The following is a 13306-nucleotide window of genomic DNA, read 5'->3' on the forward strand; positions in this document are numbered from 1 at the left end:
TCATGTTTGGTGGAAAACTATAAAGAGCGGGAGGATCGTCATGGCCATTGCGGAATTGACCATATCGAGCAAGATCTATTCCTCTTGGTCGCTGCGGGGCTGGCTGCTGTGCCGCCTCGCCGGACTACGCGTCACCGAGAAGATGGTGGCGCTGGAAAATCTGGAAAACCGCGCTGAGCTTTTGCTGCTGACGCCTTCCGTGCTGGTGCCGCGCCTCACTCACGAGGGCGCGAGTGTTTGGGACACGCTAGCCATCGCAGAATATCTGCATGAACTATATCCGAACGCAGGCATGTACCCCAAGGATCGCATCGCGCGCGCCCATTGCCGGTCGATATCGGGTGAGATCCATTCCGGTTTCGCCAACCTGCGATCCGCCCTGCCGATGAACCTGAAAGTCCGGCACAAGAAGTTCCCGATCTTTTCAGGTGCGAAGCCGGATATTGAACGGGTCGAGGCGATCTGGACCGAATGTCTGGGTTCCTATGGCGGCCCTTGGCTGTTCGGCGACAGCCCCACGGTGGCGGACGCCATGTTCGCGCCCGTCGTGCAGCGGTTCCTGACCTATGCCGTGACGTTGCAAGGCCCGGCGGCCGCCTATTGCGACACGGTCAACAGCTGGGACCTGATGCGCGAGTGGATCGAGGACGCCCGGAAAGAGCCGGATGAGGTCGAGGAACTGGACGTCGAATTCTAAATTCCGACCCAGCTTATCAGCCGCTTAATTTCGCCAGCCAATCGCCGATCATGGCGCGGCCTGCTGCGACCGCTCCCGGCCCATGTTCATCATGATCACGCCGCAGGGCCACGCCACACTGTTTTGCGATGTCCAGATCGGCCCAGAAATGCGTCAACCAATCCTCGAAGCGCGGGTCCTCGCCCATCTCGGCATGGAATTGCAGCGCCAGCAGATTGCGGCCCCGACGGAATGCCTGATGCGCGTATGCATCGGTTGAAGCCAGCAATTCAACGCCGCGCGGCAGCTCAAACGTATCGCTATGCCAGTGCAGCACCGGCACATCCTGAATATGCCGCAGGGGCGAATCCGCGCCAGCGCCGTTCAGCGTGACGGGCGCGAAGCCGAGTTCCATCGCCTCTCCAGGATAGACGCGCGAGCCGAGCGCCGCAGCGATCATCTGGCTGCCCAAACATACGCCCAGAGTCGGCAGGTCCTGCTCCAGCCGCGCGGCGAGCTTGTCGATCTGCAACGGAATCCAGGGATGGATGTCCTGTTCATAAACGCCCATTGGGCCGCCCATCATGATCAGGAGGTCCGGCGTACACAAATCCACATGGGCGAATTCAGGGCTGGCAACATCGATCCGCTCGATCTCATAGCCCGCCGCCTCGATCGGCTGGAGAAACCCGGCCGCTCCCTCTCGCGGCACATGACGGACGATCAGTGCTTTTTTCATTGCTGATGAGATGCCTAATCGATCGAACGCGCGCCCGCTACCCCAGCCTTTCTTGAGGAGGCGATAACCATCCTATCGGCCATCCGCAGTCTTGCCGCGCCAGATACGCCACAGGGCTGTGAAGCCGATAGCGCTCCAGACGATGTTGAGCACCATGGAAGGGATGGCGCCATGCCACCAGGTATTGAGCACGAAGAAGGCTGCGCCGAGCGCGTTCATCCACTGGAAAACCGCTGAACTGCCGGACAATCGCCCCGCCGAGACCAGGATATAGGCGCCCAGAACCAGAAGCGCGCCGAGCCAGCCGACGAGTTCGATGAAAATTGTCATTCCGACCCTCCGGCGGAACCCTTATCAGCGACTTGGCGAAGGTTGAACGATTTTCGCGCAGAGGCGCAGAGGACGCAGAGATGCAACGGAATGCGGCAAGTGAGCGTCTGGAAACAAGGGTGAGCCGGTAAGCTCAAACATTCTCTGCGGCTTCTGCGCCTCTGCGCGAACGATCTTCTGACAAACAAAAGGCCCCCTCCTTACGGAGAGAGCCTTCTGTTTTCTTTTCAACGCCTCAGTTGATCAGGCGGCCAGCTTGCGCAGGACGTATTGGAGGATGCCGCCGTTCATGAAATATTCCAGCTCGTTGACGGTATCGATCCGGCAGAGCGCGGTGAAGGTGAAGGTCGAGCCATCGGCGCGCTTCACGATCACGTCCACGTCCTGACGCGGCTTCAGGCCCGCGACATTCTGGATAGTGAAGGTTTCATCGCCGGTGAAACCGAAAGTCTCGCGGCTTTCGCCATTCTTGAACTGGAGCGGCAGCACGCCCATGCCGACCAGGTTCGAACGGTGGATGCGCTCGAAGCTTTCGACGATCACGGCGCGGACGCCAAGGAGGTTGGTGCCCTTCGCCGCCCAGTCGCGCGACGATCCGGTGCCATATTCCTTGCCGCCGATGACGACCAGCGAAGTGCCGTCAGCCTTGTGCTTCATCGCCGCGTCGTAGATCGGCATGACTTCGCCTTCATAGCGGGTCATGCCGCCTTCGACGCCATCCAGCATCAGGTTCTTGATGCGGATGTTGGCGAAGGTGCCGCGCATCATGACTTCGTGATGGCCACGGCGCGCGCCATAGCTGTTGAAGTCGGCCTGAGCGACCTGATGCTCGGACAGCCACTTGCCTGCGGGGCTGGTCGCCTTGATCGAACCGGCCGGCGAGATGTGGTCGGTGGTGATCGAGTCGCCGAAGATCGCCAGCGGCTTGGCTTCGACGATGTCGGTGACCGGCTTCGGCGTCATGGTCAGACCCTCGAAGTAAGGCGGGTTGGCGACATAGGTCGAACCAGCGCGCCAGCTGTAGGTCGCGGATCCTGTGACATCGATCGCCTGCCAGTGCGCGTCGCCCTTATAGACGTCGGCATAGCGTGCCTGGAACATCGGACGGTCCATGCAGCCCGCCATGGTCGAGGCCACTTCGTCATTGGTCGGCCAGATGTCCTTCAGGAACACGTCCTGACCGTCCTTGCCCTGACCGATCGGGGTGGTGATGAAGTCCTCGATCACCGTGCCCTTGAGCGCATAGGCGACGACCAGCGGCGGCGAGGCGAGGAAGTTCGCACGAACGTCCGGCGACACGCGGCCTTCGAAGTTGCGGTTGCCCGAGATGACGGCGGCCGCGACCAGACCGTTTTCGTTGATCGCCTTGCTGATCGGCTCGGCCAGCGGGCCGGAGTTGCCGATGCAGGTGGTGCAGCCATAGCCAACGAGGTTGAAGCCGACTGCGTCCAGATGCTCCTGAAGGCCCGCCTTGTTCAAATAGTCGGTGACGACCTGCGAACCGGGAGCGAGCGAGGTCTTGACCCAGGGCTTGGGCTTCAGGCCGAGTTCGTTGGCCTTCTTGGCGACGAGGCCGGCGGCGACCAGAACGCCGGGGTTCGACGTGTTGGTGCAGCTGGTGATCGCGGCGATGGTGACGTCGCCGTCGCCAATGTCGAAATCCTTGCCCTCGACCGGAACGCGCTGCTGCGCCTTCTTGTAGGTGTTGGCCATGTCGGCGTTGAAGACGTCATCGACTTCGGGCAGCGCGACGCGGTCCTGCGGGCGCTTGGGACCGGCAAGGCTGGGCACGACGGTGGCAAGGTCGAGTTCCAGCGTGTCGGTGAAGACCGGCTCGACGGCGGGGTCGATCCAGAAGCCCTGCTCCTTGGCATAGGCCTCGACCAGCGCGATATTCTCTTCGGTACGGCCGGTCAGGCGCATGTAATCCAGCGTCTTGTCGTCGATACCGAAGAAACCGCAGGTCGCGCCATATTCCGGCGCCATGTTGGCGAGCGTCGCGCGGTCGGCCAGCGACAGCGAAGCAAGGCCGGGGCCGAAATATTCGACGAAACGGCCAACCACGCCCTTCTGGCGCAGCATGGCGGTGCAGGTCAGCACGAGATCGGTGGCGGTCACGCCTTCCTTCAGCTCGCCGGTCAGCTTGAAGCCGACGACTTCGGGGATGAGCATGGAAACGGGCTGGCCCAGCATCGCTGCTTCGGCCTCAATGCCGCCCACGCCCCAGCCCAGAACGCCCAGACCGTTGATCATGGTGGTGTGGCTGTCGGTGCCGACGCAGGTGTCGGGATAGGCGACGGTCACGCCGTCAGGGCCTTCGCTCGACCACACGGCCTGCGCGATATTTTCCAGGTTCACCTGATGGCAGATGCCGGTGCCCGGCGGGACGGCGTAGAAGTTGGCGAGCGACTTGGAGCCCCACTTCAGGAAGTCATAGCGCTCCATGTTGCGCTGATATTCGATTTCCACATTCTGCTCGAACGCCTTGGGCGTGCCGAATTCATCGACCATGACCGAGTGGTCGATGACGAGGTGGACAGGCACCTGGGGGTTGATCTTGGCGGCGTCGGCGCCCAGCGCGGTCATCGCGTCGCGCATGGCGGCCAGATCGACCACGCAAGGAACGCCGGTGAAGTCCTGCATTAGCACGCGGGCGGGGCGATACTGGATCTCGCGCTCGGCCTTGCCCTTGTCATTCTGCCACGCGACAATCGCCTTGATGTCGTCGGTGGTGACGGTCACGCCATCCTCGAAACGGAGCAGGTTTTCCAGCAGCACCTTCATCGAGAAGGGCAGGCGCGAAACGTCACCCAGCTTTGCAGCAGCCTTCTTCAGCGAATAATAGGCAATGTCCTTGCCGCCGACCTTCAAAGTGTCGCGCGTGCCGAGAGTGTCCTGTCCGATGGCGGTCATGAGTCGTGCGTCTCCTCGCAATGCCCGGCCAAGGGGCTAGGAGGATAACGACATTCCACCATGGACTTGCCCAGTACATCGAATGATGGACCGACAAGATGGCGGGATGCGCCCCAACCGATGGCCGAAGCGGGTATGTCCCTTGATGGCCGCCGCCATAGCGACTGCCGTCGCCAAGTCAATGCGAAGGCGCGAAATGGGACGACCCGCGAATCTTTATTGTAGACGGCGGCCCAGCGCGCGGGATACATTGAAGTGTAACCGCGTTCTGACAGATGGAGCGGGTTACCAGGAAATAAAGCGGGTCGCGCGCTCTGACTTAAGTCGTTGTATCGCAGTGTTTTGAAATATCGACGATATTCTTCACTGGATGACCGATAAAATATGTCTGAGGAGGAAGAGACGATGCGCCCAGTTTCCAACCTCGTGACCGGCAAGTCATTTGACCCGGCCCTAAGGGGATACATCATCCATTATCATGTCGGGGAAGCCAACCATTGCCCCAGCTGTGGCCGAAGCCAATGGATGGTAGGCCGTCTGATGGCCGAATGCGCCTATTGCGAAACCGCCCTGCCGCTGGAAAATAACCGTGGCGTCGGCGCTTGCGCACGTTTCGTACAGACTCACACCGCCGTTCCGCCGGGCGATCCCCTGACCGCGTGACATGTGATCGCTACCGTTGAAGTAATTCAAATGGCGGCGACGCCTTCCACTTCCACGATCTCATCGCCTGCATAAAAGCCCTGCACGCGAACGCGCTTTTCCATATGGTCGACAGGAACTCGCAGCAGAACGAGGCGGAAAGTCCCGCCCAGATCGCGCTGGAGCAGGAAACCGGCTTCGTCTCGCGTCAGCCTACCGGTTTCGTCAACTCCAGCGCCAATCTCGATCATGCGCTCAATCTATGGCGTTCTTGATCCCTTTTCCAGCAAGCAGGCCGAGAACAAGGAAGATCACGAACAGCGCGATCGCAAGGAAGAAGAGAATCTTCGCAATGCCGACAAAGGTGCCAGCGGCGCCGCCAAAGCCGAGAATGGCCAGCACCGCGGCGATCACCAGCGAAATGATGGCAAGACGGATCATGATGTAATCCTTCGCTATAATAGATATTCTCTGAGCCGACGACGGCGCCCGCCAGTTCCGCAGCCACCTTCGATCATGGCGCCCCTTGGCCCCGGATCGCTTTCCGATCAGAACCAGAAGCGGACGCCCAACACGAAACTGGCGGCGGATGCGGCATCCCCGTTGGCCCTTGCCATGCGAGCCGTTCCGCCCAGCTTGCGCTCCCAATTCACCCCGGCATAGGGCGCGAACTCGCGGGCGAGTTCATAGCGCAGCCGCAGCCCCAATTCGACGTCCGACAATCCCGATCCTATGCCAAGCTCTGGAACATCCTGGGCGGCGAAATTCAGTTCCGCCGCCGGTTGCAGGATCAGCCGCTGCGTGATGCGCTGGTCATAGCTGGCCTCCAGCCGCAAATGTCCGTCGCCCTTGTTGGACAGAAACGCCTGGGCGCTCACTTCAAACCAATAGGGAGCAAGTCCATCAATCCCGGCGACCACATAGGTACGGTCGGGATCGGGGCCGAAGTCCTGCCTCAACCCCGCCTCCAGATTGAACCAGGGGTCGATCGCCCGGCTGTAGAGCGCCTGCACCTCCGCATGTTCGAGTCCGCCGCCAGTCTTGCCTTCGCCTTCCGATTTGAAAGCCAGGCGGTTGATGTCCCCGCCGATCCAGCCCTCGCCTTCCCAATGATAGGCGTCGGCCGCCTTGCCCGCGCGATATTCCAGCCGGTCGAGCATCAGTTTGGAAAAGCTCATGCCGCCGCTTTCCTTGAGCATGGCGGCGCGGGCGCGCGCCATTTCGTCCGCGCCGTAGAAGACGTCGGCTGCATGATCCTTGGGCGGTGCTGGCGGCGCCGTTTGAGGAACATCCTGATCGGCAGCAGGCGGGGCTTTGCTCGCGTCGGCAGGGGAATGCGATGAATGATCCTCCTGCGGCACCTGCTCCATGGCGTCATGGTGCATGTGGCTGTGGTCCATCTGCTGCGCCTGAGCGGGCAGCGTGGGAGAAAGCAGCACCAGCGCCGCGACGGCAAATCTCATGCTGCGTCCTCCTCATGACGCACCGTCACGACGCGCATCATACCCGCATGCATGTGCATCAGCATGTGACAGTGAAATGCCCAGTCGCCCAGCGCATCGGCGGTCAGGTCGAAACTGACCTTGCCGCCGGGAAGGACGTTCACCGTATGCTTGAGGGGATTATGTTCGTCCGCACCCACCACAAGTTCGAAGAAATGGCCGTGCAGATGGATGGGATGGGGCATCATCGTGTCATTGATAAGGTTCACGCGCACTCGCTCCATGTGGCGGAACGGGATGGGCTCGGCTCCATCGGACAGCTTCACCCCGTCGAAGGACCACATATAGCGTTCCATGTTCGCGGTGAGATGGATGTCGAGCGTTCGCGATGGCGTCCGCCGATCCTTGTGCGGATGCAGTGATTTGAGGTCGGCATAGGTCAGCACCCGATGCGGAACATTTTCCAGCCCCGTCGGCCGATCAGCGATGCGATCCACAGGCATGGGAGAAAGTGTGGCGACGCCCGGTCCCATGTTGACCTGCGGCGCGACGGACTTGTCCCGCATCTTCATGGAATGCCCGGCCATGCTTTCATTGGCTGGCTGGCTGAGGTCGATGACGCCGCCTTGCCCCATGTCCATCCCGGCCATGTCCATGCCCATATCCTTCATGCCCAACAGAGGGCGCTCACGTAGCGGCGGCACCTCTGCGACCATGCCGATGCGCGGCGCCAGTGTCGCGCGGACCAAGCCCGACCGGTCGATCGCTTCCGCAATCAGGCCATAGGGCTTGGCCTCGGCAGGCTGGACCACGACATCATAGGTTTCCGCAATGCCGATCTCGAACTCGTCCGTTTCGACCGGCTGCACATGCTGGCCGTCGCACTGCACCACCGTCATCGCCAACCCCGGCAACCGGACATTGAAGTTGGTCATCGCCGAAGCATTGATGATCCGCAAGCGCACCCGCTCGCCCGGCGTGAAAAGGCCAGTCCAGTTTTCCGCTGTACCGTGCCCATTGACGAGGAAGCTGTATGTCGATCCGGTCACATCCGAAATATCGGTAGGATCCATCCGCATCGCGCCCCATTGCAGGCGCTCTTTTGCGGTCTGATCCTTACCCGCCAGCAGCCCGGCCAGCGCCTGCTTCTGCATGTTGAAATAGCCGCCCATCTGCTTCAACCGCTTAAGCAGCATATGGGGGTGGACTGGGCTCCAGTCCGACAAGACGATCACATGCTCGCGATCCGCCTGCACCGGGTCGGCGTCGGCGGGATCGATGACGATCGGGCCGTAATGGCCGACCGCCTCCTGCATGCCGGAATGGCTGTGATACCAGTAGGTGCCTGACTGCCGCACGGGAAATTCGTACGTGAAAGTCTCGCCCGGCCGGATGCCGGGGAAGCTGACGCCCGGCACGCCGTCCATCTGGAAAGGCACGATCAGCCCGTGCCAGTGGATCGACGTATCTTCCTTCAGCCTGTTAGTGACCGACAGGCGGACATTCTGCCCTTCCCTCAACCGGATGAGTGGCGCGGGCAGCGTGCCATTCACCATGACTGCATGCGCCCAGCGTCCGCCCGTGGGAAAATGCCCTTCGCCAACCGTCAGCGCGATATCTTCGCCGCTCAACACTTCGGAAGTGCGCGTCAAACCCGCAGTGCCGCTTCGCGCCCAGGCAGGGAATAGCGGGCTCAGCGCCAGAACGCCGCCCAATCCCCGGATCACGCCACGACGGTCAAGGCCGCTCATGATCCCAGTCCCCTTTTCCTGAAAGATATGTGCTGCACCTTGCAGCGCCTCATGCAAAAATTCATGCCCGTCCTTGCGAGGTCAGGGAAGACGCCCATATCCCGTGACCAATAATTACCGGAGTTCAGCACCATGCGCCCTACCCTGTTCGCCTCCGCCCTTATGTTGGCCGCCATACCCTCTCTGGCAAGCGCGCAACCAAAATTGCTGTCCTCTACCCCTGCGGCCAATGCTACCGTCAGCAAGCCTGCAAAGCTCAGCCTGACCTTCTCCGAAAAGCTGCTTCCAGCCTTGAGCAGCGTCGATCTGGTCATGACAGGGATGCCGGGAATGGCCAGCCATGCACCCATGCCGATCAAGGGGTTCAAGACATTGATCGAAGGCGATGGCAGGACCCTGACGGTCACCCTGCCCCGCGCCTTGCCGGTGGGCAGCTATGACCTCAACTGGCATGCGGCTGGCGCCGACCAACGCAAGATTTCGGGGAAATACAGCTTTACGGTCAAATAGTCCGCGCCACCGCCTGCGCTCTAGACCCAGCCTTCCAACACCTGATTGGGCGGGCGATGTCCGTCGGCCCAGCTGCGGATGTTGGCGATGACGCGAGCGCCGGTGGCGTCCCGTCCCTCGAAAGTCGCCGATCCCATGTGCGGCAGCAACACCACGTTGGACAGCGCGAGCAGGCGCGGGTCAACGGCTGGCTCATGCGCATAGACGTCCAGCCCGGCTCCGGCGATCCGGCCTTCTGCCAGCGCCGCGATCAGCGCAGGCTCGTCGGTGATTTCCGCGCGGGAGGTGTTGATGAGATAGGCGTCGGGCCGCATCAGCGCGATGCGCCGCGCGTCGATCAATGCCCTGCTGTCGGCGTTGAGGGGACAGTTGATCGACACGATGTCACATTCGCTCAGCAGCGTATCGACATCAGCGTGCCACGCCGCCTCCAGTTCATGTTCGACCTCAAAAGGCAACCGATGGCGGTTGTGATAGGCAATCGACAGGCCGAAGGCCGCCGCACGCCGCGCAACCGCCCGACCGATCCGGCCCATGCCGATAATGCCCAGCTTCTTGCCGCCGATGCGATGCCCCAGCATGCCGGACGGGCTCCAGCCGGGCCAGGTGCCCGACCGCACCAGCTTCTCTCCCTCGGCCAGCCGCCGGGGGACTGACAAGATGAGCGCCATCGTCATATCGGCGGTGTCTTCAGTGAGAACGCCGGGCGTATTGGTGACGATGATGCCCTTCCGCCGTGCCGCGCTGAGGTCGATATGATCGACGCCGCTGCCGAAGCTGGCGATCAGTTGCAGGCGTTCGGGCGCAAGATCGATGAGGGCCGCGTCGATCTGATCCGTCACGGAAGGCACTAGCACGTCGCATTGCGCCATCGCCCGGGTCAACGCCGTGCGGTCCATGGGCACGTCGCCCACATTGAACACTGTGTCGAACAGTTCGGCCATCCGTGCCTCGACATTGGGAGGCAGGCGGCGTGTCACGACGACGCGCGGCTTGGCGGGACGCGGTTTCTTGGCCATGATCAGCCGCTATTCCTGGCGATGGCGGTGGTCAAGCGCTTATGGCACAGGCCCAAGACAATGGTTGTCGGGCGCATCGGCCCGACGCTATAACCGGCTGTCACTTCAAGGGGAAAAGATCGGGGATGAAGAGGTATCTGCCTCAAGCGGGGATCGTCGCCGCCGCACTGTGGTTCGCCAGCGGCACATCGGCGGCACCATCCAAACCCGTCCCCTACTGGGCCTCGCTCAGCCAGGACGAAGCGCGCATGCGCGTCGGCCCCAGCCTGGATTATCCGTCAAGCTGGGTCTATCGCCGCCGCGACTTGCCCGTGAAGGTGGTGCAGGTGCTGGGCTTGTGGCGCAAGATCGAGGATCCGGACGGCACGCAAGGCTGGATGCACGTCCGGTTGCTCAGCGACACGCCGACGGCCATCGTGACTGCGTCGGTCGCGCCCATGCGGGATTCCGCGCGCGATGGGGCACGCACCGTTTTCCGCGCGGAAAAGGGCGTGGTCGGTCGGCTGTCATCCTGCAATGATGGCTGGTGCGGGTTCGACGTCGGCGGTCAGCGCGGCTTCATTCGCGCCACCGACATTTGGGGCGCGACCTCCTGACGATTCAGGCCGACTTGTCGCCCGCGTAATCGACGATGGCGAAGCTATCCCGCTGCGCCTCTGCCTCCGTGCCTTCATCGCCGCCGAGTTGATCGACATGCATCAGCCGCTTCACCAGCGGCGCGATGGCCATGACAACCACGCCGATGCCGATCGACCACCAGCCAATCTGGTCATAGACGCTCAGCACGCTGTCGCGTGACGCTGCGCCTTCCGTGCCGCCCGTGGCAGCCGCGATCATCCCCGCGACATATTCTCCAAGCGCCATCGCGAGGAACCATATCCCCATCATCAGGCCGATCATCCGCGACGGCGCGAGCTTCGACATGGCCGACAGACCGACCGGAGACAGGCACAATTCCCCTAGCGTGTGGCAAAGATAAAGCAGGAAGATGAACAGGATCGGCGTCAGCGTTCCGGGCATTCCCGCGCCCGCCACCAATATCAGAAATCCCGCGCCGACCAAGATGAGCGCCAGACCAAACTTGGCAGGGGTAGATGGTTCCCGTCCTTTTTTCGCCAGCGCAATCCACAAGGCTGCCATGATCGGCCCAAAGATCAGGATATAGGCGGCATTGACCGACTGGAACATCGAAGCGGGCACTTCAAAGCCAAGAATGCTCCTGTCCGTGTAACGGTGGGTGAAAAGACTGAGCGAAGAACCCGTCTGCTCATACAGGCCCCAAAAGAGCGGGTTGATCACCAGCAGGAATAGCGCCGCCAGCATGCGGTCGCGCCCGATCCGCTCCATCCGGCCGAACGCTTCCCACAATATGTAGATCACCATCAGCACGCTCGCGCCCGCCAGCATCCATCCCACGACCGCATGCTGCTGGATCAGCAGCCAGCACAGCAGAATGGACAGCAGGCTCGACAGATAGACCAGCCACTCGCGGCTGATGATGCCGCCGACCCGCTCTGCCAGCCGCGCCGGATCTGGCGGCTCTCCCCTACCCTGCAACAACGGCTTGCACAGCACGAAGCCGATGACTCCCGCGATCATTCCGACAGACGCCGCGCCAAAGCCCCAATGCCAGCCCCAGCGCTGTCCCAGATAGCCGCAGATCACCGGCCCGATCGTGGCGCCGACATTGATGCCCATATAAAAGATCGTATAGGCCGGATCGCGCCGCATATCGTCGCGCGGGTAAAGCTGACCCACCATTGCGGACACGCTGGCCTTTAGAAATCCGGTGCCGACGATGACCGTCGCAAGGCCCAGCCAGAAGAGGCCAAGCCCCATGCTATTGGCCGCTCCATCCGCCTCCATGCCAAGGATGATGTGCCCGGCGGCGATGACGATGCCACCGAAGAGCACCGCCTTGCGCTGCCCAAGATAACGGTCAGCCAGATAGCCACCCATCAGCGGCGAAATATAGATCAGCGACATATAGGCGCCATAGGAATGGGCGGCGTCACGATCGGAAAACAGGAAATGCTGCGTCAGGTAGAAGATCAGCAGCGCGCGCATGCCGTAGAAGGAAAAGCGCTCCCACATTTCGACGAAGAACAGCAGGAACAGCCCGCGCGGGTGGCCAAGCCATGTCCTGCCCGCCGCAGGCGTCATAGGTGATGCGGTTGCCATCCGTTTCCCGTCCGGACCAAGGAGGGGCGAAGCCTAGATCGGAAATCCCGCCCCTGTCAAAGCAGGCCGCACTTGCGCCCCGCGTGGAGCCGCGCCATTTGGAGCGCCATGTTCAACGATGCAACCACTCCGCTCTCGCTCTTGCGCACCCGCCGTTCCGGCAAACCGCGCGACCTTATCGCGCCCGGCCCCGATGCCGGACAGTTGCGCGAGATATTGGAGATCGCGCTGCGTACGCCCGACCATGGCAAGCTGGCGCCGTGGCGGTTCGTGATCGTTCCCGATGACAAGCGCGAAAGCCTCGCTGCCCTGCTGGAGGACGCCTATCGACGCGAGAAGCCGGATGCAGGGCGGCTGGAGCTGGAGGCCATGCGCCAGTTCGCCCATCAGGCGCCCACTTTGGTGGTCGCCCTTTCCTCTCCGGTGACAGGAAGCAAGATCCCGGTCTGGGAACAGCAATTATCCTCGGGCGCGGCGATCATGAACCTGCTGCACGCCAGTCATGCCCTTGGCTTTGCGGCGGGATGGCTGACCGGCTGGCCAGCCTATAATGAGGATGTGCGCGAAGCCTTTGCGCATGGCGAGGAACGCCTCGCCGGATTCATATTCATCGGCACGCCGGGGCGCCCGCAGGAAGAACGGCCTCGGCCAGAATATGACAAAATAGTTTCCATTTGGGACAGATAGATAGGCGATTGCGGTAACGGACTCGGCTCATCGCATTGCCTGCATCGCTGTATTATGGCACTGATGCACTTATGGCCGATGAGTCAAAACCCGTTTATCTGCGGCTCCGCGACGTCATCGCTGCCTCGATACTCGACGGCAGCTATCGCGATGGCGACATCCTTCCTTCTGTCCGTGCGCTCGCCGCTCAAGAGGGCGCCAATCCGCTGACCGTTGCCAAGGCCTATCAATGCTTTCAGGATGACGGTCTGATAGTGGTCAGGCGCGGGGTCGGTATGTTCGTAGCCGAAGGCGCGACACGCCGCCTGCGCGAAGCGGAACGGCGGCGGTTTCTAGACGAATTATGGCCGCCGGTCGCCGATCAGATCAAGCGGCTGGGCATTTCGGCTGGGGACCTCGGGCTTGAACTAGCCTGA

General features: G+C 61.9%; 15 protein-coding genes. 6 read left to right on the plus strand and 9 right to left on the minus strand.

From position 1 onward, the window contains the following. Positions 1–40: 40 nt before the first annotated feature. Positions 41–697, plus strand: coding sequence for a glutathione S-transferase (locus ACZ5U1_RS05920; protein ID WP_464779781.1), 657 nt, complete (start codon positions 41–43; stop codon positions 695–697). 16 nt (positions 698–713) lie between these two features. Here ACZ5U1_RS05920 and ACZ5U1_RS05925 read toward each other — a convergent pair whose 3' ends face one another. From ACZ5U1_RS05925 to acnA, 3 genes are all read right to left on the minus strand, one after another. Beyond that, a complete protein-coding gene (locus tag ACZ5U1_RS05925) occupies positions 714–1415 on the minus strand; it encodes a glutamine amidotransferase (protein ID WP_464779782.1) in 702 nt (233 codons plus the stop codon). 72 nt (positions 1416–1487) lie between these two features. Then, positions 1488–1745 carry a CBU_0592 family membrane protein gene (locus ACZ5U1_RS05930; protein WP_464779783.1) on the minus strand — a complete coding sequence of 86 codons (258 nt, stop codon included), beginning with the start codon at positions 1743–1745 and terminating at the stop codon, positions 1488–1490. A gap of 243 nt (positions 1746–1988) precedes the next feature. Beyond that, positions 1989–4658: an aconitate hydratase AcnA gene (gene acnA, locus ACZ5U1_RS05935; RefSeq protein ID WP_464779784.1), complete on the minus strand. Its 2670-nt coding sequence runs from the start codon at positions 4656–4658 to the stop codon at positions 1989–1991. A gap of 384 nt (positions 4659–5042) precedes the next feature. On the opposite strand from acnA, the gene ACZ5U1_RS05940 reads away from it, so the two are divergent. After that, on the plus strand, positions 5043–5321 hold the full coding sequence (locus tag ACZ5U1_RS05940) for a hypothetical protein (protein ID WP_464779785.1): 279 nt from the start codon (positions 5043–5045) through the stop codon (positions 5319–5321). A gap of 26 nt (positions 5322–5347) precedes the next feature. Here ACZ5U1_RS05940 and ACZ5U1_RS05945 read toward each other — a convergent pair whose 3' ends face one another. From ACZ5U1_RS05945 to ACZ5U1_RS05960, 4 genes are all read right to left on the minus strand, one after another. Next, positions 5348–5551, minus strand: a complete 204-nt coding sequence (locus tag ACZ5U1_RS05945; protein WP_464779786.1) for a DUF5818 domain-containing protein — start codon at positions 5549–5551, stop codon at positions 5348–5350. Between the two features lie 4 nt (positions 5552–5555). After that, complete coding sequence (locus ACZ5U1_RS05950) at positions 5556–5741, minus strand: DUF1328 domain-containing protein (protein WP_062120434.1); 186 nt, start codon at positions 5739–5741, stop codon at positions 5556–5558. A gap of 107 nt (positions 5742–5848) precedes the next feature. Continuing rightward, positions 5849–6763, minus strand: coding sequence for a copper resistance protein B (locus tag ACZ5U1_RS05955; protein ID WP_464779787.1), 915 nt, complete (start codon positions 6761–6763; stop codon positions 5849–5851). Then, the gene (locus ACZ5U1_RS05960) at positions 6760–8493 is read right to left on the minus strand and encodes a copper resistance system multicopper oxidase (protein WP_464779788.1); all 1734 of its coding nucleotides are present in this window, start codon (positions 8491–8493) and stop codon (positions 6760–6762) included. The genes ACZ5U1_RS05955 and ACZ5U1_RS05960 overlap by 4 nt, the downstream gene beginning before the upstream one ends. A 132-nt stretch (positions 8494–8625) precedes the next feature. Between ACZ5U1_RS05960 and copC the strand changes: the two genes are divergently transcribed. Then, a complete protein-coding gene (copC, locus tag ACZ5U1_RS05965; RefSeq protein ID WP_464779789.1) occupies positions 8626–9003 on the plus strand; it encodes a copper homeostasis periplasmic binding protein CopC in 378 nt (125 codons plus the stop codon). A gap of 20 nt (positions 9004–9023) precedes the next feature. Here copC and ACZ5U1_RS05970 read toward each other — a convergent pair whose 3' ends face one another. Continuing rightward, positions 9024–10022, minus strand: coding sequence for a 2-hydroxyacid dehydrogenase (locus ACZ5U1_RS05970; RefSeq protein WP_464779790.1), 999 nt, complete (start codon positions 10020–10022; stop codon positions 9024–9026). 125 nt (positions 10023–10147) lie between these two features. Between ACZ5U1_RS05970 and ACZ5U1_RS05975 the strand changes: the two genes are divergently transcribed. Next, positions 10148–10618: an SH3 domain-containing protein gene (locus ACZ5U1_RS05975; RefSeq protein WP_464779791.1), complete on the plus strand. Its 471-nt coding sequence runs from the start codon at positions 10148–10150 to the stop codon at positions 10616–10618. Positions 10619–10622: 4 nt separating this feature from the next. Here ACZ5U1_RS05975 and ACZ5U1_RS05980 read toward each other — a convergent pair whose 3' ends face one another. Further along, a complete protein-coding gene (locus ACZ5U1_RS05980; protein WP_464779792.1) occupies positions 10623–12203 on the minus strand; it encodes a peptide MFS transporter in 1581 nt (526 codons plus the stop codon). A 108-nt stretch (positions 12204–12311) separates the two neighbouring features. Here ACZ5U1_RS05980 and ACZ5U1_RS05985 point away from each other — a divergent pair, with 108 nt between their 5' ends. Together ACZ5U1_RS05985 and ACZ5U1_RS05990 are read left to right on the plus strand one after the other, a co-directional pair. After that, a complete protein-coding gene (locus ACZ5U1_RS05985; protein WP_464779793.1) occupies positions 12312–12890 on the plus strand; it encodes a nitroreductase family protein in 579 nt (192 codons plus the stop codon). Positions 12891–12961: 71 nt separating this feature from the next. Continuing rightward, complete coding sequence (locus tag ACZ5U1_RS05990) at positions 12962–13306, plus strand: GntR family transcriptional regulator (RefSeq protein WP_464779977.1); 345 nt, start codon at positions 12962–12964, stop codon at positions 13304–13306.

Source organism: Sphingobium sp. TomTYG72 (assembly GCF_055394715.1).